This is a genomic window from Desulfoscipio sp. XC116 (genome assembly GCF_039851975.1).
GTDB lineage: Bacteria > Bacillota > Desulfotomaculia > Desulfotomaculales > Desulfallaceae > Sporotomaculum.
Map to the genome: position 1 here is coordinate 2,036,699 of NZ_CP156660.1, position 19,811 is coordinate 2,056,509.

Genomic DNA, 19,811 nt, shown 5'->3' on the forward strand with positions numbered 1-19,811 from the left:
CTACTTAAGTGCCGTCAACTAAAACAATCCGGTCGACCGGCATAGTTGTTTCTCTGTCGGTTCGGGCATAATCTCCCAAAGAAAAATTATGTCCTGGTTGCTACTCATCTTCCGGCAATTCCGTGCCAGGTTCTCCGGCCACACCGTGAACCTCTTTAATTAAGCCGATCCCATACGCCTCACCATTTACCCAAACAGCAATACCGCCATCTTGTATGGCAATTTTCTCCACCGTTCCCGTTACTTCCGATGAATCGTCCTGGATCACTACATTGTGCCCTATCAACGATGAATAATTTAAAATATTGTAATCGGCGCTGTCGGTGACGCTAAGCAGCTGATCCAATGTGTATTGCTGCCCGTCCGGGTCTCCCAGCAGATAAAAACTCGGCTCCCCGTCATAAATGACCACCCCGCCCACAACACCGGTCACAACTTCATCTTCTTTGCCCAACAATACTTGCTGACCGATTAAATCAAAATACCGGGCCAGCTCATACTGGGACGACATTTTGTCCATACTATTGGCGACATTGAACATTTGTTCCATGGAAGCCATTTGCGTCAACTGAGCCACGAATTCCGAGCTATCCTGGGGTTCCAAAGGATTCTGATACTTTAACTGAGCCACCAGAATTTTTAAAAATGCTTCCGGGTCGGCAAGGGACTGGGTCTGAGTTGGAGTTTGATTGTCCGGCAGATAATAATCATTTTGGTTATTGTTAACTGCTTCAGTCACATTATCCACCTCCCTTTTTGTGAATTTTACAATCTTATACCATAGATCATGATTAAGCCCTTTTCAATATGCCGCACTGGCTAAATTAGATTAGTTTAGCGCCCAATATCCCATTCGGTATACCACTGACTTTAGATTTAATCAGATCTCTAAGCAAATGAATTAAGCCGGTTGGCATCGCCTGTCAACATTGCTTCCGGACTCGTTCCGGTGATCGTTTCGGTAACTTGGCCCGATTTAGTTATATTTGCACCGCGTTTTTTACTATATTGCTGCCCCTGGTTCTCCCGCTGCCCCCAGCGGCTGCCTTCATCTCCCGCGGATACTGTGGCGCTTTGCAGATTCAGCTGGTGTCCGGCCAGAACTTCACGCAATTGAGGTAAACAATTTTCAATGGCCTGTCTGGCTTGTTCGGTAGCGGCATGAAAATGAGTCGTTATATTACCATCTCTATAGGTGAGTTTAATGCTCACTTCACCCAAGTTAGCCGGGTGCAATTGCAGTCTGACTTGCGTTTGCCCCTGACCGTCCTTACTTACTTGCCCTCGAACAGCATCTGCCAGCTGCATAAACAGCGCATTATCACTGGATTTTAACAAGGCGGGCATTTCACCGCCCGCTGCTTTAGCTGTACCGGCTGTGGAAGACGACGTTATATTCATAGCCATCTGTGCGCCGTCAAGTTGCTGGCTGTTTCCACCGGTATCCTTCGATGTTTCTCCTGATAACGCGTTGGCAGTCGGTGTATTAGCCGCATATGTTTGTTGGCCCGGACCACCCAGAATTAACGTTTGAATACTTAGGGGTAAGGCATTTTTTGTCCCGGTTTGCATTGCGGAGCCCGATTGAACAACAGCAGCTCCTTTGTTTGCTTCTGCTTCAATGTCGGATACCGTAAATGCGGTTGTATTCATTGCTAACATGTTTTTTGAATTATTGTTTAGTACTGTCCCCTGTACCGGCCTGTTTGCTTTTGCCAAAGCGATGGCATAATCGTCGGAATTCAGGCAGGCTGTGGTTAAACCGGAAACAGTGGTATTTTGTTTTGTTTCCATATTACTTGTCATCGCGTTTCCCTGGGTGGTTAAACCGGAAACAGCGGTATTAGCCGGTTCTCCCGCCTGTTTAACACTAACCCGGGTTAAATTGTTTGGTACAAATAATTCTTGCCACCGGGCCGTTAATTGGGACAGCGGTATTCCGTTATATTGAGACCCTGTTTTACTGCCGGCGGCATTTGCCTCATAACCACGCAGAACCGGACCTGTTATCGAGTCCGGCAAAGTTTTGCTTTGCATTATTTCCGCTGCCCGGCTTGCTATCGTATTCAATATTGTAATATCAGTTTGGCTTAAATTACGCATGGCAGCAGCTAAGGATGTATCAGCGGATGTTTGTGCTATTGGCTTTTCAAAACCTGCCTGTACGGCTGTCATCTGCTCCGCCCCGGAATCACCGTTTGACTGCAACAGCAATTGAGCAAGCAAAGCCATAGCTTCCGGTGAAATACCGGATGGGCCTTGATTAGCCGGTATTTCATGCAGCATTTGCCCGGTTGATAAGCTGCTATCCAGTGCTAATAACTGAGCTATTTGTTCGATGGGCAGTTGCCCGGCGCAAGCCGCTTGCAAAACATCACATATTTCCTCATCGGACAAAGATTTACCCGCGGATTTATGTGCCAATTGCTCGCTGTCCATTTCCCCTGTCGTTTCAGCACGGTCTTTTTTCCCGCTGCCAACCACAGCGCCGGACAGCACATTGAGAATTTGTTTAAAGTCATTATTTGCATTTGACTGAAGCGCAGAAGACGTTCCATCCGTACTATAGTTTGCCTGTATAGCCGGCATAAAAAAATTATCAATATATATTCCTGTACACCCCCCTTCCGCTATATTTATTTACGTATATATAATTAAACCAACACCACCACCTTGCCGAGATTATTATTTGTTTCTGAGCAAAAACTGTTGTGTAGCTATTTCATCGCATTCCTTCTGTACAAACGATGCAACAAACTTGTTATAGGATTGTAATTGGTTTTCCTTAAGTTTTTCGATTATGGAACGTTCCTGCATAGCCTTAATCAGTTTTTTACGGCAACCGGCCAATTTCTGGCCGGAGCTGTGCAAAACCGCTTCCTGCTTGCGTACCTCTTGAGTCATATAGCTGCAATAGGCCTGAGTATTAAATAAATCAAACTGATCCATGGCCTGGTCCCCTTGTGCGGCTTGCTCCAATTTTTCCATGGTATTACACAACACTTGGTAGTTGTGCATATATTCTTCCTGGGCACGGGCCTGTTCCAGAGCGGCTTTTTCTTCGCGGGCCCCCCGGTGCTTTAATACCGGTTCCAGCCGAAACTGAAATTTCTTCATGCGGTTATCACTCCAACTGTTTTAACTAGCGGTACTGAGAATTGCTTGCAATCACTTCTTTAGCGTTATCAGGTCTTCAATAGTTTTATCGAATTCTGACTTTTCATGAACATCCTGGCACAAAAACTGGTTTATTTTAGGGTAATACTTAATAGCCTCGTCAATAGTCTTGTTGGAACCGCGCGTATAAGCCCCCACATTAATCAGATCCTCCGACTGTGTATAGGCGGCTAAAAGATTCCGCAGCCATGAAGCTGCCTGTTTATGATCATGATCAACCAGATCATTCATCAATCTGCTCACGCTATGCAGCACGTCAATTGCCGGAAAATGACTGCGGGCCGCCAGTTCGCGTGAAAGCACTATGTGCCCGTCCAATATACCCCTTACCGCATCAGCGATAGGCTCATTCATATCATCCGCCTCCACCAGCACGGTATAAAAAGCAGTGATAGTACCGCGGCGAGCGGTGCCGGAGCGTTCCAACAGCTTTGGCAGCAGGCTGAATACCGAAGGCGTGTAACCTTTGGTAGCCGGAGGTTCCCCGATGGCCAACCCCACCTCACGCTGAGCCATTGCAAAACGGGTAACAGAATCCATAAATAAAAGCACATTTTGCCCCCGGTCCCGAAAATACTCGGCTATAGCACTGGCAACAAACGCGCCCTTCAGCCTCACCAGGGCGGGCTGGTCGGAAGTGGCGGCCACCACCACCGAGCGGGCCAACCCCTCGGGTCCCAGGTCGTTTTCAATAAAATCCAATACTTCACGGCCACGTTCACCAATCAATGCAATAACATTTAAATCGGCACTGCAAAACCTGGCCATCATGCCCAGCAATGTGCTTTTGCCAACCCCGCTGCCGGAAAAGATACCGATGCGCTGCCCTTGGCCGCAGGTTAACAGAGCATCAATCGCCCGCACACCCGTGGTAAATGCTTCGCTAATGCGTTTCCTGCCCAGCGGGCCGGGTGGAGCGTTATTGACCGTATAGGCTTGTTTAACACCCAGGTGTTTACCATCCATTGGTTTTCCCAGACCGTCCAGCACTCTGCCTAAGAGTTCCTGTCCCACATTTACGGTAAGCTGCTCGCCCCTGGGTACTACCAAACAACCCGGAAACATCCCCCGCAGTTCGCCCAGCGGCATTAATATGGAGGAATCTTCCTGGAAACCCACTACCTCAGCCAATACGGGTCCGGTTTCGCCGGGTACATGAATATCGCAGATTTCACCCACACCGGCGGCTATACCCTTTACTTCCATGGTAAGGCCGATAACCTTGGTTACCTTGCCGGTCGGCCGCAATATTTTTATTTGTTGGATTTTTTCCCGCCATTTGGAAATCTCTTTGGACAAATCGTGCATAGCATTATTCAGACTCCTCTTTGATGGCGGCCAGTAAAGATTGCCACCTGGTAGATAGTCTGGCGTCTACTTTACTGTAATCCGTCTCCACAACGCAGCCGCCCGGTTCCACCGCATCATCGGCCGTAATTTGCAGCTCGGCTTTAGGCGGCAGATGACCCAGCAATTGATCACGGTGCTTTTCACATATTTGTTTATCCCGGGAATGTACCCATAAGAGAACATACGGCCGATTGCCTACCATTTGCATGGCTTCATCCACAATAGCCATCACCGCCTCAGCATTAGTCTGCAGTTCACGGTTTAATAACTTTTCAGCTATTTCCAGTGCCAGGCAGCGCACTTCGTCCTTTATATGGGCCAGCTTTTCCCGGCGAGCCTCTTCTGCCTGTGCCAGCACTGCTTTAGCTTCCGATTTAATGGAAGACGCTTCTTTTATTGCTTCATCCATGCCGGCATTGTAACCCTTGTCCCGTCCCTCTCCGGCCGCATCCTCCTTTATCTTTTCAGCCTCCAAAGCTGCTTTTTGCCGGGCGCCGGTTATAATACCTACAGCATTCTTGCGAGCCTTTTGCAAAATATCTTCAGCCTCACGCTTGGCCCCGGATAACAACTCCTGAATCATATTATCAATTTCTTGATTTCCTTCGCATGTTTCATCGACTTGTTTGATTTCATCTTGCTCCGGATGGTCTTTCGTTTTATGCACTGTAAATCTATGCCTTAAATCTAAAGAATGCTTCAGGGATAAATCATCCAAAATTATTTCTTTATAGCGTATAATTTTATGTGATAATGGCATCCTCACCACCCCGCGCAATAATAATTTCACCGGTTTCATCAAGACGCCTGATGATTTGCACGATTCTTTGCTGCGATTCCTCCACATCTCTCAGGCGCACCGGTCCCATGTATTTGATTTCGTCACGCAGCATATCGGAAGCCCGCTTGGACATATTCTTAAATAAGCGTTCCTGAACATCCTCATTACTTGCGCGCATGGCCCTGGCCAGATCCTTGGGATCAACTTCTCTCAGCACCCGCTGAATGGATGCGTCGGGCAGTTTAACAATATCTTCAAACACAAACAACAGTTTGCGTACTTCTTCGGTCAACTCGGGATCGGAAATTTCCAATTCCTCCAGAATTGTTTTTTCAGTGCCCCGGTCAACCCGGTTTAATATATCCACCAATGATTTTATACCACCCATACTCTGTTCACTGTGTTCCAGTACGGAAAGCTTGCGTTCCAGGATATTCTCCACTTCGCGCATCATTTCAGGCGATACCCGGTCGGTCATAGCTATCCGCCGGGCAATGGCGCTCTGCTGCTCCGGGTTTAACGCCGAAAGTATCAGCGCCGCCTGATCATTATGCAAATGAGACAATATCAAGGCAATCACCTGCGGATGTTCATCGCGGATGAAAGAAAGCAAATGTTTGGGGTCGGTCTTGCGCAACATGCTAAAGGGTTTATTTTTAATAGTGCTTTGCACTTTCTCCAATATCTCGATAGCTTTGGTGTCGCCAACCGCTTTTTGCAGCATTTCCTTAGCGTAATCAGGCCCGCCCAACATCAAAAATTCACGTGCTTGCAGCATTTGGGCGAATTCTTCCATAACATCCTCTTGCGTTTCTTTGGGCACGGTATTCATCATAGATATCTGCTGGGTAATTTTTTCTATATCATCCTGGTGAAAGTTTTTCTTTAAAATAGCGGCTGATAAATCCGAGCCCAAAGAAATCAGTAATATGGCAGTTTTTTGCAAGCCGTTTAATTTGGCTGTAGTAGCAGGCATATAATTTACTCCTTCAGCCAGACCTTAAGAATTTCCGCAACATCATCCGGTCTGTCTTTGGCAATTTCTTTTATCTGGGTACGGTACCCCGGTTTAGGCTCCTCAATTATGAATTCCTGCTGCTCTTCAGCAATGGCCGCTTCTTGTCGAGCTTGCTCCTCCGCTTCCTGCAGTTCCAGCAATTCCCTGCGCCGGCGTGCCCTCCTTCTTAATAGTAAGAACAACACCAGTAAAAGAATCAATACCGCCAGCGCAATACCCGCACTGATCAGATATCGTTGATCGGTTAATGTGGGTGTCTCAGCCGTTTCATTAAAGTTAGGATTGGCCTCCTCATTAAAAGCCATACTGGATACGGTTATCTGGTCACCCCGGGCGGCATTATAACCGACCGCGGAGGCCAGTGTCTGTTGCAGAGAATCCAGATTGTTCGGAGTATATTCACCGTCAACCGTTACTGAAACCGACAACCTGCGTATGGTCCCCGGTGACTTCACTAGAGTTTGTTCAGTAGTATCAACTTGATAATTGGTAGTAGTCTGCTCCTTGTTATAATTGGAGTCGGTTTGGTTGCCCAAAAAGGGCAACTGTTCGCCCGGCATCTCCGCATCCGCCGGCACACCGCCCGTAGTGCCGCCCGTACCCTCTTCATTAATAGTTTGTTCACTGTATACGGCACCCGGACCATGCTCCGTACGAACGGTCTGCTCATGATCGAAATTCATATCGGCGGAAACCATGGCTACAGCCCGTCCGGGTCCCAGAATACGGTTTAGCATCTGTTGCAACCGGGTTTCCATTTCTTTTTCATATTTTCTTCTTAATTCATAGTTTTCCAGGGCGGCCGCAGTTAATGACTCGGTTTCCGACAGTGAATCGTTAAGAACATTGCCCTGCATATCAATAATATGTATATTTTCCGGTGTCAATCCCTCTATGCTGCCCATAACCAGGCTCTGGATGCCCTGTACCTGGTTGGGCTTCAGCTCGGCATATGGCTTTAACTTCAGCGCAATGGAAGCCGACGGCACAACCTCTTCGTCCAGGAAAACACTTTCCCGCGGCAGCACCAGATGGACCCTGGCCTGTTCTACTTCTGACAACTGCACTACGGTACGACGCAATTCCTCTTGCAAAGCTCGCTGATAACCAACATGCTGTTCGAATTCCGTTATACCGAATTTTTTTTCATCAAACAGTTCAAAACCCGCCCCGTTATCGTGTAACACACCCTCGCTGGCCATCTGAATACGCAGTTTATACACCTGATCTTCCGGCACCTCAATAGTTTTTCCGTTATTAGTCAGGCGGTATGGTATTGACATACTTTCCAACTGATCGATTACTTTGGCGGCGTTTTGCGATTCCAGCTCTGTAAATAGAGGTGCGTAATTGGTGCGCAATAACAGCGAACCAAGCACGGCAACGGTAACCAGAATAACTGCGCAACCCGCAATAAACATTATTTTTCGCGGTCGCTCCAGTGTCTGCCACCATTGACGTATTTTAACAAGAAACCTGCTATTCATCCAACCACGCCTTTAAATAATGATAATAACTATATTTGCATTCTTGATATTTCCTGGTAAGCTTCAATTACTTTATTTCGCACCTCCACAGCCAATTGCAAGGTAAGCTTGGCTTCCTCCATGGCAATCATCACCGTATGAAGATCCTGCACTTCACCGGTTAAAAAATCTTTCACCGTTTGCTCTGATTCCAGCTGCTTCTCATTTAAGTTTTGCATTGCCTTGTCGAATACTTTTCTAAAGGAGTCTGATTTGTTGTTTTCAACAAAAGGCTCCGAAGTAGCAGTCGGCGTTGAGACGGGCGGAACTTTCATTTTTATCATCCTTTTTCAGGTGTTTTACCTACCCATTTCCAATGCGGCAAGAGCCATGCTTTTGGCCGATTCCAAAACGGTGACATTAGATTGGTAGGCTCTGGAAGCTGCTATTAAGCTAACCATCTCGTTTAAAATATTAATATTGGGATAAGCCACATAGCCGGTTTCCGGATCAGCGTCCGGGTGGCCGGGATCATGTACCAATAAAGGTTCATTATCCACATTTATCAGCTGAGTTACCTGCACCCCTTTGCCCGGCATTTCAGCGGCATTTGGGAGAGCCGCGCCTGTTTGCTGGCGCAACATTTCAGCAAAAACCGGCACCTGCCGACGATAAGGCTGATTGGTCGGATCACCCGGAGTGCCGCTGCTGTGAATATTGGCCACATTATTGGCGACCAAATCAGACCAAAACCGGTTGGCCGTCATGCCCGAAGCGCTAATACCAAAACTTTCAAATAACGCCATTGTTACCTGCCTCCCTTAATAACATAACTCATCGTGTTGGCCCGGTCACTGCGCACCCTGGTTGCCAACCTGTATAAAAGGGTGTTGCTGACCAGGTCAACCATTTCTTCATCAATATCCACGTTATTGCCACTGGCCTTCATGGCAGTGGCATTTTCCAGGACTATTTTCGGAACCAGACTGTCCAAACCCCCTTGTCTTGGGGCAATATGCCGTTCATCAGCCGTACGCATAGCAAAACCGCCGCTGTCCAACGCCTCTTTCAAATGCTGCTGAAAATCCACCCTGGATCTGTTAAAAATGGGCGTATTCACATTGGCAACATTGTTGGCAATTACTTTCTGGCGCAAAGTACAGGCATCCAACTGTTTAGCGAGTATAGTCGACAGAGAATCATTCAGAATTTCCATTTGAGGCCTCCCCAAGAAAAGTCAACCAGTTTTTATATATAAAAATGAATTCAACATTATTCTTTTGGTTCCTGCAAAAAAAAATGAAGCAATTGCTATTTTGTCTATAATTTCACGAGAACTGAAGATTTTAATCGAATGGATTGATAATACGTATATTTTGTTGCAATTAATCATAATAATAGTATTACGGTCAAATTATATCAGCCTATGGCCAAATTTATCAATGATACGAAAGTCCTATATACAAAAGTCCTATCTATTCAAAAACCAGATAAAAAAAGGTATCGCCTATTTTAAGGCAATACCCCAAGTGATTATTAAATAAACTTATCGACAATAATTCCCAATATCTTTTTAAAATATGCCACCATATTAAGTACCTTTTCCGGTGGTATCTCCCGAATCACAGTGCCATCTTGCCCATTTATAACCTTAACCATCATTTCGCCGCTTTCTTCATGAAGCTCAAAACGAATTTTGGTTGAATAAGCTTCCATTGTATCATTTAACTGGCCCAGGGCCTTTTCCAGTTCTCCCCGCTCAACCCGCTGCCCGTATTGTTCTTCCGCACCGTCCGGCTCTGACTGTCCCTCCCTGGTTACTGGTGGTTTATATGTATTTGTATTAATTAAGCCGACATCCACACTGTCTATTCTCATGCTTTTCACCTCCTGTCTGCCGGATTACTTTTTCTTATCGACAAAATACCCGTACCTGGAAGCAGCTTTTTTGCGATACATGGTTTCCGCTCGCCTGGCTACCCGCACGGTGCCGATATTTTTAACCATACCCTGGTACTTTTGCTTTATTGTTTCTTGAATCTCCCAATCCAGCTCCCGGGCCCGCATCAGACACTCCTGAATTTTTTCTTCAACCTGCCGCATGTCTCCAATCCGATTACCGTTAACGGGGTTAGGACAAGCACAAGCAAGGGCAGGCCGGTAATCTGCCAATTGTCCATCCAATTCGTCAATATGATTGATAACTCTTTGCCTGGCATCCAACAGATCGTTAATTTTTTGCATATCTTCATCGCGCAAAGCATGCTGCAGTAATTCCGTCAACTCACAAAACTGCTGCATTAACTTAAGTTTTTGCGATAGTATTTTCTCTACGGTGTTAGTATTTATCAATTTTGTTTACCTGCCTCTTGCCTTAGCCATAGCTTCTTGCCAGGTGTTTCGTAATTCCTCGGCCAAACCCTGCACATCCTGCAGCACGCCGATGTCTTTTTTTATATTGGCCTGCATAAGCTGCTGAATAATAAAATCGTACAGGCGATCCAGATTATTGGATATCTCTATGTTTTTATCCAGAGTATTTTGAAGATAAATATATATTTCCTGCGCTTTGATCAGCGTTTCATGAGCCTTTTGCATATTATTTTCTTCTATATGCATTATACTCTGGCGGATAAAGCGCACTCCGCCGCTATAAAGCATATTGGTTAATTCCTCGGGGGCGGCGCCGACCACCGAGTTCTGCTGATATTTCTGATACGGATTGTTTAAAGCCAATTATTACACCTCCCGGCATAACTTGCCGCTAGCCATTCATGCCGAACTGCTGCGCAAGCCAGGCGCTTTGTGAATTCAGCTGTTGTATGGCCTGTTCCATAGCCGTAAACTGGCGCCAATAGCGGTCCTCTACCTGCTGCAAACGATCCTCCATGGTCTCAATATCGTCATCTATATCACCGATTTCCTCGCCGATAACACTTTCATCCACCAGTGCGAAGTCACTTTCACTGCCTGCTTTTTCCATAAGCCGGTTTATGCCGTAATTTACGTTATTGTATAACCGCTGTGCAATACCCAATTCGCTATCGGAAGCATCCTCGGCATCGGAAGACTTGGTAAATAAGTCAATAATACCCTGGGGATCATTTTCTATGGCTTTCCTCAACTGCTCTTTAACGGAATCATTAATTTCCAATTTAGCCGACATATAATCCTTGGTTGTGGTAATACCAAGCTTGGAAAGGCGGTCATTCTTTACTAGCTTGCCGTTTTCCATGTATCCGCCGGAAACATCGTCTACCACAGAAGACATGGTGGTGCGAAATTTATTATATAATTCCGACAGCATGGAATCATAGCGCAGCAGACCACTGCGCGCCTTATCGGTCCACGTATCGATTTGATCATCGGTAAGCTTCTCCCGCTGTTCATCGGTTAGGGGTGTGTAATCTTTATAACTCTTTTCATAGAGCTTATTCGATATTGTTTCCATTAAAGAATTGTATTTATCGATAAAATCTATAACAGCATCAAAAACGGCTTCTGTGTCATTGGAAACCGTGATAGTGCCGGTAGCGCCGCCACCCTCTTTAAGCTCCAAGGTTATTCCATTTACTGTCACTGTGTTGGTGGAACTGGTCAACCCGGTTACGTCGCCGAAATCAAAAGAAGCATCTACCCCTTTGTAGTCCGCACTGCCTTCCTGAATATCGAGTTTTAGTATACTGTCGCCAACACTCTGACTTTCACCATATGACAGAAAATTGTTTTCATCATTGGTCACTACGATTTTTTGCGCACTGCCGGTTGATTCAGTGTTAAGGAAAAAACGATTCAACGTGGCGTCGTAACTGGCTCTAATACCCAGGTCAGCGTCATTTATCGCGATCACAACATCATATATGCTGTCCGTATCCTTATCAAAACTAAAGTCGCTTTGTCCTTTGGCTCCTTCCAGGGTAAAATTAATTTTCCCGTCTTCATCTCCGCTAACCCCGAACTGCTCCGCCAGTGTCTTTGTCGTACCGTCTTCATTTTTTTCATCAGCCAGTTCAGCCTTACTGCCTTTGGACACACCCGTTGCCAAATTATTTACCTTAACGGTGTAGCTGCCTGTCGGGGTACTGCTGGAGCATTCGGCCGCAACCGCGTCTTCATTGGAAGAGTGGGTATTTTTAGCCATATAAGTACCCTGCAGCTTCATGTTAAAAGCAACATCCCTGAAGGTACGCAAGGCAGTATTAATCTCTCGGTAATCCTCCTGTTTCCACTCCAGTATTTGCCTCTCCTGTTGTAATTTTTGGAGGGGTATTCTTTGTGCGTTCATCAAATCCTTTATAATCGATTCAGTATCAATACCCGACGCCAGACCAGCTATTCTCAGGCCGGAAGCCATTAATATCACTGCCTTTCATGCAACACTTTTATCTTTGACATAGTTATCGGTAAAACAATAAAAAACTTGATAACTATCCCACGGTTGATAATCTTTTTTGATAAAAAGTTATTTGCCCCCACTTATCTTCCCATACGCCGATTATTCAAGGTACCCAGGCAATTAAACAGGAAATGTACGACTTGGATTTATACCGAGATATTGCGAAGGTTGGTTAATATTGTCTGCAGCATGATGAAGCATAAAACCGAATATATGCCGCCTGTTAAAAAAGCCGAGGAAGAGGCCAGTTAGGCTTCTCCCAGCAGTTTGCCCGGGGTTACGGTATGCCCATCGTTCACTTTGTGGCATTATCTATAATGGCCCCGGCATCTTCCAACGATTCGGCGGTATAAATCTTGTTGATGATCCTGTCTAAAACATCCAATTTACTGATGGACTTTACTTTTCCCTGTAAGCCCTTTGAGGACTTGCCAAACCTTACATCAAGAAATGTACAAATGGCATCAGCCCTGCCCTTAGCCTCACCCTTAGCCTCACCTTCAGCCCTTGCACCGGCCAGCATGGAGATTTCATCCCTAACGGCTTTTTCCCTGAGCTCGTATAGCCTGCGCTCCGTATTGTTCTTTAAGAAGATCTGTTCAATGGTCAATGCTTTCCGAATTCCGGGGTTTCCCATGGCGATTTCCTCCATTTCTTCTCCTTGAATATTATTTAAATAAAGCAGCCATTCCTCCAGGTTATTCAAGGGTTTGCGCTTCAACTTGGCAACTTTCCCCAACTCCAGGAAATGAATTTCCAAATCATCGTTCAACAACTCACCCGTTTGGTCTTCTCTAATATGAAAGGTGTGATGATATTTACCGGTATTCCCCCTAAACCAGTTAAAGCCGAGTATGTTGATGGTGATAGTTTTTCTGAGATTTATAAAGTTCTCACTACTGCCCAATTGTCCGTGATATAGCCCTGCCCAGTAAAACAGGGTTCTTTTGTCGATGTTGTATTTATTTACTACCTGCACTTCTATATTCACCAATGACCCGGTTGCTGTTTGGGCCAGAATGTCCAGTCTGGCAGCTTTGTCCAGCAAGTATTTGGGATCCAGTTCCCGGTCTAACAACTCCACAGATGTTAATTCTTGACTCGGTGATGGTTCCAGCACGGCATTAAGAAAACCGATAAGTGCATCTTTGCCCTCGTCCGAGCCGAATATCCTTTTAAACAGGTAATCGTTGGTTCGGTTGATTCCTTTTATCTTCGCCAAATCCGGCACTCCCTCCGGTAGGTTCTACTACCCTTATTATACCAGATTTGAAACGCAAGCTAAATATAGAATAACTATGGTGTGGAAATGTAGATGTAGATAGGTTGACAGGTGCAGCTTATGGTTCGGGAACTGAAAAGCAGGGCACTGGAGACAGTCCGGCAGTGGCATCCAATGATTCGGGTCTGCAGAACCCTGATCTGTGCCCGCATCCTTTCACTGATAACCAGACCGGCGGAATCATCAGCGGCACGGTTTATTCTGAGACCTGAAGAAAGTCCTTCCATGGATCTGATAACCATGTTACCGGCTATGATCATGTTTCTATAAGCAGTTAGTGCCGTAATATTGTGGTTGATTATCATGGTTGTAGTCTTTCTTGGAAAGAAGTTAGACGGCTATAGGCAGGTGGCTGCAGTAAGGGACAGACCCCTTATGGATAACTCAGAAGGTTTTGGATGAGGCTGTAGGCCTTGTACAGAACCGACCCGAGCATTAGTTAAGGGTCGCTTCAACTTCATCAATATTTTTATAATCTAATAATTCCTCAGTGACGATCAACACACCGAACGCTGTGACCATCGCCGTTATGCAGGAAGCCGAACGCATTGCCCGCGATCCTAACGCAAAACGCTATAGCGATGTAGAGAAAGCGTTGAAGGAGCTTAAAAAATGAGACTGGACATTACTTGGACAACACAATTCAATAGTTGTCAAAGATGCCCCAGATAAGTGTCTGAGGCATCTTAAGCTATACCAAAGCATTGATATTATTACCCAGGTGGGGCATTTTAACCTGAGCTGCCGCTCTCCCCTCCGCTGCCTTATCCAGCATTTGATTAACCAGGCTGCCGCTTTGCTCCGCAGTACCCATGGCTTTTTTCATTATGGCAATACCCACGTCTTGCTGCAGCTGGATTTGGCTTTTCAGTATCGACAGTGCCGCTATGTCCATTCGTAGTCACCCCCCCATTAACAGTGATTTATATGTGCTGTAATCTAAAGCAATTGTTTTATTGATAATCTAACCAAAACACCCTGGTTTGCTTGTCCAGTTCGGCAACTTCCTTGTGCAGTTTCTGTAGCTTTGCGTTAATTTTCAGCGTTTCCATCGGGAGCAATTCGTTTTCCGTGGCGAATACCGCCAGTTCTTTCATCTTATTTAGCTTATTCTCGATCTCATCCAAGGCCTTCGTTCGATACTTGACCCATTCCAGCTGCTGCCGAAGATAATCCTCGTTGATAATTGTCAGTTTTATCACTCCAATGCTGCAAGGTTATACCGACAAATCAATTAAACTTATGCTAAAAACTATTGTCATGTTGTTTCAAGAGCCGAAGGAGATTTTCGGCTTGCTAATTAGCATGAACAAAAATAGCCTGTGCAACTTGCTGGAGAATATTGTATTTAGTCAGCGCCATCAGTTCTTTCATCCCTAATCCCGGATTCGAGTCGGCGGTTTCCCGTTCGAAGTGGCGATCAATACGCCGAACGCTGTGATCAACGCCGCTATGCAGGAAGCCGAACGATTTGCCCACGACCTTAACGCAAAACGCTATAGCGATGTAGAGAAAGCGCTGGAGGAGCTTAAGAGATGAGACTGGACATTGTTTGGTCAACACAATTCAAGAGCTATCCAAAGTTTACTTTAATCACTTAAATCCTCCCCAAAGAATACTAAAACTTAGCTCTTAATTTTCTCCATAATCCTGATCCGACCATCTGATCCGCCACGGCTAATACAGACTTGATAACCTCGAGTACATCTCCTTCACCGGCCCAGTGTCTCCTAACTACTTCGGGATTTGTGTTATTAATAACTGAGTTTAAGACATAAGCAGTTAGAGCAATATCATCCACATACCCTGCAGGGCCAACAATGCCTTCGGGAATTAAATCTAAAGGGGATATAAAGTAAACAATAGCTCCTACCAATTTAGCTTTATCCGTTACAAGTACATCTTTGTCAATGGCTAGTTTGCAAAGTAAGTGAAAGAAATCCGGGGCAAGCAAAATATATTCAGCCCATTTGTTATCAGAGCCATTTTTTGTTTTTAGCCAATCTTTAATTTTAGATCTCATATTCCGATAAAAATCTTCTTGTTTTGCAGTCATAATCATCACCTTAAGTAAAAAAATATCTGTTTATGTTTCATATTCTACGGCTGACGGCAATTTCCTCTAATGCCACAATATTATGGTTGATTATCGTAACTTAAACCTTCATAAAAACAAGAGGGTTATTAATTCATAAAACAGTTCTTGATATGACTATCGCCAGAACTATCCTCTACTATTATCTCAATGTGATTTAATGACAACAAGTTAAAGAATTGATTACCGAGAATTATTTCCATGCCCCCTGCCACGAGAACCGTGCCCGTGGTTGCTGCCCCGCATTCGGGTACCAGTACCTACATATAGTAGCGTTTTATAACAAGGTTATAGATTTCATCAATAAGATTATAGGCCCATCTTAAGTCAGAGTTGTCTTTTACTATTGCTTGCTGTTTCCAGTTACCAGGCTGCAAGCCTGGTGGTGGTTTCAATAATACATGTAACTTTGAATCTTCAGTCAATTGAGGATAGTCCTCATCGTGTACTGCAATATAGACACAACTATGTTGTGGAGCAGGTTCAACTTTGAAGAATATTACCTTTTTGTTAAAGCCATAGTTGACATACCAACTTCCAGTAGCATGCTTTAGTTGTGGATATTCTTTCTTAATTTTGTTAGTTAGATTATCAAACACTAACATAGCTCTGATTGGTAAATTAATCCGTAATGCATTCAAATTTGCATCGTCAGTACCAAATTTAATCCTTCCTGCCCGCGACATTCTATCGTCTCCTTCCAATATACAATAAACCACGGTATGTGCTTATAAGCAAATCTTTAGTTTATAGTAATCTGTCACAGGAACCGTCCCTGTGGTCGTGTCAGCATGTTCCAGGCCTTCTAGGCAGGTTTCCAGTAGTTGAATTATTCGCCTCATTATGTCAATATGCTTGTCCACTATATGTTCCTCATTTCAATAAAGATATTAGATTACAAGAGTATTTTAGGATGCTTTGTTTATGTATATTAGGATAGCAAAAAGCAATTTATGCTAATGTTTTAATTCGAGCATTCTTGTTTTGAGCTCCATAATTTAGTTTGTTAATGCATTACCCAAGTGAATGATTGTCCTTCTTTGGGAAGCTTTTTGGTTTATAGCAACCTACCACAAGAACCGTCCCCGTGGATAGTGCCCGTGGATACGTGGATAATGGCGAACAGCAATATTAGAAAAATAGTCAATTGCCCCCACGCATCTCCCTATGGTATAATAAGGTAAATAGCTATCCTGTGAGGTAATAAGTTTGAAACCGCCCTTTTGTACCTTGAACGAAGCGAGAGGACTAGAAATAATAATGAATGTTACCTTTACTGAAGAAATAAAAAATATTATAGACACCGTAATTACATACTTTGCCGATAAAGAAAATGTATTGGCTGTATATCTTTTCGGTTCGGCGGCCAAAAAACTGATGCGAAAAAACAGTGATATTGATATCGCCGTGTTATTGGACAAAAAGTTAAATGATAAAATAGAGCGTCTTGACTTTATCTTGACCAGCGCTATGGAACTGGAAAAGAAAACAAGTCGGCCGTTTGATGTGGTGGATGTTACCGCAGCTCCTCCGGCACTTCAGCATCAAATACTCAAAACAGCTCAATTATTAGTGGAAAATGACCGGTCGTCTCGTATAAATTTTGAAGTTGATTCACGCCGAAAATACTATGATTTGCTGCCACTTTACCAAGCACGGGACAGAAATGTATTACAAAAATTCAGGAGGTAACAACTTGGTTGAGCAGGAAGTTATAAGGGAAAAACTAAAATACCTTGCTGAATACATTGATGATCTGGAACAAGAACAAGCAATTTCAATGAACGAATTCATAAATAATAAAAAAGTGCGCCGTTACATAGAAAGAACGCTGCATCTGTCCATAGAATGTTGTCTGGATATAAGCAGCCATATCATATCAAGCGAAAGGCTGCGTGAACCTGAAAGCAACAAAGATATTTTTTTAGTCCTGGCAGAGAACGGTTACATCCCCGGCAAGGAGCTTGCCCAATTATCAAAAATGGCTCAGTTCCGAAACCTTATTGTCCATAGTTACGCCAAAATTGACCCTGAAATAGTATATATAATTCTCAAACGCAACGTTGCAGATTTGAGAAAATTCGCCCAATATATATATGAACGTTTTCTTCAGAATATTCAATAGTTGTCAAAGATGCCCCAGATAAGTGTCTGAGGCATCTTAAGCTATACTAAAGCATTGATATTATTACCCAGGTGGGGCATTTTAACTTGAGCTGCCGCTCTCCCCTCCGCTGCCTTATCCAGCATTTGATTAATTAGGCTGCCGCTCTGCTCCGCAGTACCCATGGCTTTTTTCATTATGGCAATACCCACGTCTTGCTGCAGCTGGATTTGGCTTTTCAGTATCGACAGTGCCGCTATGTCCATTCGTAGTCACCCCCCATTAACAGTGATTTAGATGTGCTGTAATATATAGCAATTGTTTTATTGACAATCTAACCAAAACACTCTGGTTTGCTTGTCCAGTTCGGCAACTTCCTTGTGCAGTTCCTGTAGCTTTGCGTTAATTTCTAGCGTTTCCATTGGGAGCAATTCGTTTTCCGTGGTGAATACCGCCAGTTCTTTCATCTTTTTTAGCTTATTTTCAATTTCGTCCAAGGCTTCCGCTCGATACTTGACCCATTCCAGCTGCTGCCGAAGGTAGTCCTCGTTGATAATTGTCAGTTTTATCACTCCAATGCTGTAAGGATATACCTGCAGACCAATTAAACTTATGTTAAAAGCTATTGTCATGTTGTTTCAAGAGCCACTTTTCTGTATCTGCTACCTCTAGCTTTTTCTTTAAATCTGCTGACAAAACACCAAATCGCTTAGTTAAAAACTTTATTATCAGCTTTGTTTTTTCATCTTTTCTTCCTGTTTCGTAAGGCTCTCTGTACAGGGAAGACATCAATATTGCCGTGTTATTGGACAAAAAATTAAATGATAAAATAGAGCGTCTTGACTTTATCCTGACCAGCGGTATGGAACTGGAAAAGAAAACAAGTCGGCCGTTTGATGTGGTGGATATTACTGCAGCCCCTCCGGTACTTCAGCATCAAATACTCAAAACAGCTCAATTATTAGTGGAAAATGACCGGTCGGCTCGTATAAATTTTGAAGTTGATTCACACTGAAAATACTATAATTTACTGTCACTTTACCAAGCACGGGACAGAAACGTATAGCCAGTCTGTTAACATTTTGGTCGTCTGTTTCCCTTTTGTATTTTTTTGGAAAAGGCGCAGGTGAAGCAATCCTTGACTTATTTAATGAGTCAAGGAACCGTCCCCCGACTCTCAACCGTCCCCCGACTCTCCAATACCACCGCTTGTGCTTTTTCCAGGGTGTTAACTGTGTAAATACTATCAATGATACGGTTTAGTTCAATTAAGCTGGAAATGTTTCTTACCTGTTGCTGCAATTGGTGTGCTGGAGAGCCGAATCTAACTGCCAAGTATTTGCAGATGGAATCCTGGGCTGTTTTTATACCCCTTGCTTCTCCCTTGGCTTCTCCTATGGCTTCAGCTTCCGTCCGCTCCTCCTTAACCCACTCTTGGAATATTGGTGATTGCATGATCATTTCCCTCCTTACGAGTGATAGTACAAGTGAGGTTGAGTATTTACCTCCGGCCATAATTGCCATTAACGCCAATAGATCCAGTTGTAGCGATTCGTCTTTTATTTCCTGTATGACACTGATACATTCATTTAGTGCCTGCTTCGGGGTTTCTTCTTCGCGGCCTTTCATCAGCGGCAACAGCGGGTATAGTCCAGTAGTTTGGCGTCGATTACTTTTTGTCTGGGTTCTTCCCAGACCCTGATTACTGCGTAAACGTATTCCAGTAGTCCATAATCCCAACTATCCTGCAGCCGGTACAGTCCGTTATCATCTTTACGGTAGAAGAATAGCACCACTTGCCGTATGGGGGGTATTCCCCGGCCGTCTGCCACGGTGGCTTCCCAAATGTCGCTGCGGTAGCGCAGCATTCTAACGGGTAGTGCGTTGTCCCGGAAGCCCATAGGCTCCAGGTTCAGCAGGTACGGCTTATGGGGGTCGGTTATTTCCAGTACGCTATCCAGCCGGGATTCCTTTGTTGGGGTGTAGTCTGTTTTAAAGTTGGTTACCCATTCATCCCGACAGTCCGGTTGAATGAATTTGGCCCAATCGGCAGGGCGGCGCTGAATTAGCTTTTTTATGGGTATGTCTATTTGGGGCATCTTGCTTTGGTTTCACCCTTCCCTAATTTTTATTTTAGCACAT

General features: G+C 44.5%; 27 protein-coding genes and 1 pseudogene. 3 read left to right on the forward strand and 25 right to left on the reverse strand.

What is annotated here, in order from left to right; translation table 11 throughout:
• Positions 1 to 100: 100 nt before the first annotated feature.
• The 21 genes and pseudogenes from ABDB91_RS09690 to ABDB91_RS09790 all read right to left on the reverse strand — a co-directional run bounded on the left by ABDB91_RS09690 (position 101) and on the right by ABDB91_RS09790 (position 16,251).
• Positions 101 to 739, reverse strand: a complete 639-nt coding sequence (locus ABDB91_RS09690) for a flagellar hook capping FlgD N-terminal domain-containing protein (protein ID WP_347491385.1) — start codon at positions 737 to 739, stop codon at positions 101 to 103.
• Positions 740 to 888: 149 nt separating this feature from the next.
• Positions 889 to 2,589 carry a flagellar hook-length control protein FliK gene (locus tag ABDB91_RS09695; protein WP_347491386.1) on the reverse strand — a complete coding sequence of 567 codons (1,701 nt, stop codon included), beginning with the start codon at positions 2,587 to 2,589 and terminating at the stop codon, positions 889 to 891.
• A 96-nt stretch (positions 2,590 to 2,685) separates the two neighbouring features.
• On the reverse strand, positions 2,686 to 3,117 hold the full coding sequence (fliJ, locus tag ABDB91_RS09700) for a flagellar export protein FliJ (protein ID WP_347491387.1): 432 nt from the start codon (positions 3,115 to 3,117) through the stop codon (positions 2,686 to 2,688).
• Between the two features lie 51 nt (positions 3,118 to 3,168).
• Positions 3,169 to 4,485: a flagellar protein export ATPase FliI gene (fliI, locus tag ABDB91_RS09705; RefSeq protein ID WP_347491388.1), complete on the reverse strand. Its 1,317-nt coding sequence runs from the start codon at positions 4,483 to 4,485 to the stop codon at positions 3,169 to 3,171.
• A 4-nt stretch (positions 4,486 to 4,489) separates the two neighbouring features.
• Positions 4,490 to 5,287: a FliH/SctL family protein gene (locus tag ABDB91_RS09710; protein WP_347491389.1), complete on the reverse strand. Its 798-nt coding sequence runs from the start codon at positions 5,285 to 5,287 to the stop codon at positions 4,490 to 4,492.
• Positions 5,271 to 6,284, reverse strand: a complete 1,014-nt coding sequence (gene fliG, locus ABDB91_RS09715; protein ID WP_347491390.1) for a flagellar motor switch protein FliG — start codon at positions 6,282 to 6,284, stop codon at positions 5,271 to 5,273. The genes ABDB91_RS09710 and fliG overlap by 17 nt, the downstream gene beginning before the upstream one ends.
• Before the next feature lie 5 nt (positions 6,285 to 6,289).
• Positions 6,290 to 7,813, reverse strand: coding sequence for a flagellar basal-body MS-ring/collar protein FliF (gene fliF / locus ABDB91_RS09720; RefSeq protein ID WP_347491391.1), 1,524 nt, complete (start codon positions 7,811 to 7,813; stop codon positions 6,290 to 6,292).
• A 29-nt stretch (positions 7,814 to 7,842) separates the two neighbouring features.
• Positions 7,843 to 8,127, reverse strand: coding sequence for a flagellar hook-basal body complex protein FliE (gene fliE / locus ABDB91_RS09725; RefSeq protein ID WP_347491392.1), 285 nt, complete (start codon positions 8,125 to 8,127; stop codon positions 7,843 to 7,845).
• A gap of 24 nt (positions 8,128 to 8,151) precedes the next feature.
• Entirely contained in the window at positions 8,152 to 8,598 is a 447-nt protein-coding gene (gene flgC / locus ABDB91_RS09730; RefSeq protein ID WP_347491393.1) for a flagellar basal body rod protein FlgC, read from the reverse strand.
• Between the two features lie 2 nt (positions 8,599 to 8,600).
• Positions 8,601 to 9,008, reverse strand: a complete 408-nt coding sequence (gene flgB / locus ABDB91_RS09735; protein ID WP_347491394.1) for a flagellar basal body rod protein FlgB — start codon at positions 9,006 to 9,008, stop codon at positions 8,601 to 8,603.
• A gap of 320 nt (positions 9,009 to 9,328) precedes the next feature.
• Positions 9,329 to 9,670, reverse strand: coding sequence for a flagellar protein FlaG (locus ABDB91_RS09740; protein ID WP_347491395.1), 342 nt, complete (start codon positions 9,668 to 9,670; stop codon positions 9,329 to 9,331).
• Positions 9,671 to 9,694: 24 nt separating this feature from the next.
• A complete protein-coding gene (flgN, locus tag ABDB91_RS09745) occupies positions 9,695 to 10,144 on the reverse strand; it encodes a flagellar export chaperone FlgN (protein ID WP_347491396.1) in 450 nt (149 codons plus the stop codon).
• A gap of 6 nt (positions 10,145 to 10,150) precedes the next feature.
• Positions 10,151 to 10,528: a flagellar export chaperone FliS gene (gene fliS / locus ABDB91_RS09750; RefSeq protein ID WP_347491397.1), complete on the reverse strand. Its 378-nt coding sequence runs from the start codon at positions 10,526 to 10,528 to the stop codon at positions 10,151 to 10,153.
• Positions 10,529 to 10,556: 28 nt separating this feature from the next.
• Positions 10,557 to 12,146, reverse strand: coding sequence for a flagellar filament capping protein FliD (gene fliD / locus ABDB91_RS09755; protein ID WP_347491398.1), 1,590 nt, complete (start codon positions 12,144 to 12,146; stop codon positions 10,557 to 10,559).
• Between the two features lie 337 nt (positions 12,147 to 12,483).
• Positions 12,484 to 13,410, reverse strand: a complete 927-nt coding sequence (locus ABDB91_RS09760; protein ID WP_347491399.1) for an Rpn family recombination-promoting nuclease/putative transposase — start codon at positions 13,408 to 13,410, stop codon at positions 12,484 to 12,486.
• Between the two features lie 185 nt (positions 13,411 to 13,595).
• Positions 13,596 to 13,775, reverse strand: a pseudogene (locus tag ABDB91_RS09765) (flagellin); the annotation flags it as partial.
• A gap of 386 nt (positions 13,776 to 14,161) precedes the next feature.
• Positions 14,162 to 14,365, reverse strand: coding sequence for a YjfB family protein (locus ABDB91_RS09770; RefSeq protein WP_347491400.1), 204 nt, complete (start codon positions 14,363 to 14,365; stop codon positions 14,162 to 14,164).
• Positions 14,366 to 14,423: 58 nt separating this feature from the next.
• Positions 14,424 to 14,672, reverse strand: a complete 249-nt coding sequence (locus ABDB91_RS09775) for a hypothetical protein (protein WP_347491401.1) — start codon at positions 14,670 to 14,672, stop codon at positions 14,424 to 14,426.
• Between the two features lie 94 nt (positions 14,673 to 14,766).
• Complete coding sequence (locus tag ABDB91_RS09780) at positions 14,767 to 15,033, reverse strand: hypothetical protein (protein ID WP_347491402.1); 267 nt, start codon at positions 15,031 to 15,033, stop codon at positions 14,767 to 14,769.
• Positions 15,034 to 15,088: 55 nt separating this feature from the next.
• Positions 15,089 to 15,526 carry a DUF1232 domain-containing protein gene (locus ABDB91_RS09785; RefSeq protein WP_347491403.1) on the reverse strand — a complete coding sequence of 146 codons (438 nt, stop codon included), beginning with the start codon at positions 15,524 to 15,526 and terminating at the stop codon, positions 15,089 to 15,091.
• 299 nt (positions 15,527 to 15,825) lie between these two features.
• Positions 15,826 to 16,251 carry a hypothetical protein gene (locus ABDB91_RS09790; protein ID WP_347491404.1) on the reverse strand — a complete coding sequence of 142 codons (426 nt, stop codon included), beginning with the start codon at positions 16,249 to 16,251 and terminating at the stop codon, positions 15,826 to 15,828.
• Between the two features lie 523 nt (positions 16,252 to 16,774).
• Here ABDB91_RS09790 and ABDB91_RS09795 point away from each other — a divergent pair.
• Together ABDB91_RS09795 and ABDB91_RS09800 are read left to right on the forward strand one after the other, a co-directional pair.
• Entirely contained in the window at positions 16,775 to 17,257 is a 483-nt protein-coding gene (locus ABDB91_RS09795; RefSeq protein ID WP_347491405.1) for a nucleotidyltransferase domain-containing protein, read from the forward strand.
• Positions 17,258 to 17,261: 4 nt separating this feature from the next.
• Positions 17,262 to 17,690: a DUF86 domain-containing protein gene (locus ABDB91_RS09800; protein WP_347491406.1), complete on the forward strand. Its 429-nt coding sequence runs from the start codon at positions 17,262 to 17,264 to the stop codon at positions 17,688 to 17,690.
• 41 nt (positions 17,691 to 17,731) lie between these two features.
• On the opposite strand, the gene ABDB91_RS09805 is transcribed toward ABDB91_RS09800, so the two are convergent.
• Both ABDB91_RS09805 and ABDB91_RS09810 read right to left on the reverse strand, forming a co-directional pair.
• Positions 17,732 to 17,935: a YjfB family protein gene (locus ABDB91_RS09805; protein WP_347491407.1), complete on the reverse strand. Its 204-nt coding sequence runs from the start codon at positions 17,933 to 17,935 to the stop codon at positions 17,732 to 17,734.
• A gap of 57 nt (positions 17,936 to 17,992) precedes the next feature.
• Positions 17,993 to 18,301, reverse strand: coding sequence for a hypothetical protein (locus tag ABDB91_RS09810; protein ID WP_347491408.1), 309 nt, complete (start codon positions 18,299 to 18,301; stop codon positions 17,993 to 17,995).
• A gap of 161 nt (positions 18,302 to 18,462) precedes the next feature.
• On the opposite strand from ABDB91_RS09810, the gene ABDB91_RS09815 reads away from it, so the two are divergent.
• Positions 18,463 to 18,684, forward strand: coding sequence for a hypothetical protein (locus ABDB91_RS09815; RefSeq protein ID WP_347491575.1), 222 nt, complete (start codon positions 18,463 to 18,465; stop codon positions 18,682 to 18,684).
• A gap of 140 nt (positions 18,685 to 18,824) precedes the next feature.
• On the opposite strand, the gene ABDB91_RS09820 is transcribed toward ABDB91_RS09815, so the two are convergent.
• Positions 18,825 to 19,124 (reverse strand): hypothetical protein, encoded by a 300-nt coding sequence (locus ABDB91_RS09820; RefSeq protein WP_347491409.1) that lies wholly within the window; start codon positions 19,122 to 19,124, stop codon positions 18,825 to 18,827.
• A gap of 173 nt (positions 19,125 to 19,297) precedes the next feature.
• On the reverse strand, positions 19,298 to 19,768 hold the full coding sequence (locus ABDB91_RS09825; protein WP_347491411.1) for a hypothetical protein: 471 nt from the start codon (positions 19,766 to 19,768) through the stop codon (positions 19,298 to 19,300).
• Positions 19,769 to 19,811 lie beyond the last annotated feature (43 nt).

Coding starts and splice junctions, on each gene's coding strand:
- ABDB91_RS09740 (WP_347491395.1), bottom strand. CDS start 9,670: ATGAGAATAGACAGTGTGGATGTCGGCTTAATTAATACAAATACATAT.
- fliE (WP_347491392.1), bottom strand. CDS start 8,127: ATGAAAGTTCCGCCCGTCTCAACGCCGACTGCTACTTCGGAGCCTTTT.
- fliJ (WP_347491387.1), bottom strand. CDS start 3,117: ATGAAGAAATTTCAGTTTCGGCTGGAACCGGTATTAAAGCACCGGGGG.
- ABDB91_RS09810 (WP_347491408.1), bottom strand. CDS start 18,301: ATGACAATAGCTTTTAACATAAGTTTAATTGGTCTGCAGGTATATCCT.
- fliD (WP_347491398.1), bottom strand. CDS start 12,146: ATGGCTTCCGGCCTGAGAATAGCTGGTCTGGCGTCGGGTATTGATACT.
- ABDB91_RS09805 (WP_347491407.1), bottom strand. CDS start 17,935: ATGGACATAGCGGCACTGTCGATACTGAAAAGCCAAATCCAGCTGCAG.
- ABDB91_RS09790 (WP_347491404.1), bottom strand. CDS start 16,251: ATGTCGCGGGCAGGAAGGATTAAATTTGGTACTGACGATGCAAATTTG.
- ABDB91_RS09695 (WP_347491386.1), bottom strand. CDS start 2,589: ATGCCGGCTATACAGGCAAACTATAGTACGGATGGAACGTCTTCTGCG.
- ABDB91_RS09770 (WP_347491400.1), bottom strand. CDS start 14,365: ATGGACATAGCGGCACTGTCGATACTGAAAAGCCAAATCCAGCTGCAG.
- fliG (WP_347491390.1), bottom strand. CDS start 6,284: ATGCCTGCTACTACAGCCAAATTAAACGGCTTGCAAAAAACTGCCATA.
- ABDB91_RS09820 (WP_347491409.1), bottom strand. CDS start 19,124: ATGCAATCACCAATATTCCAAGAGTGGGTTAAGGAGGAGCGGACGGAA.
- ABDB91_RS09825 (WP_347491411.1), bottom strand. CDS start 19,768: ATGCCCCAAATAGACATACCCATAAAAAAGCTAATTCAGCGCCGCCCT.
- fliI (WP_347491388.1), bottom strand. CDS start 4,485: ATGCACGATTTGTCCAAAGAGATTTCCAAATGGCGGGAAAAAATCCAA.
- flgB (WP_347491394.1), bottom strand. CDS start 9,008: ATGGAAATTCTGAATGATTCTCTGTCGACTATACTCGCTAAACAGTTG.
- ABDB91_RS09710 (WP_347491389.1), bottom strand. CDS start 5,287: ATGCCATTATCACATAAAATTATACGCTATAAAGAAATAATTTTGGAT.
- ABDB91_RS09785 (WP_347491403.1), bottom strand. CDS start 15,526: ATGACTGCAAAACAAGAAGATTTTTATCGGAATATGAGATCTAAAATT.
- flgC (WP_347491393.1), bottom strand. CDS start 8,598: ATGGCGTTATTTGAAAGTTTTGGTATTAGCGCTTCGGGCATGACGGCC.
- fliF (WP_347491391.1), bottom strand. CDS start 7,813: ATGAATAGCAGGTTTCTTGTTAAAATACGTCAATGGTGGCAGACACTG.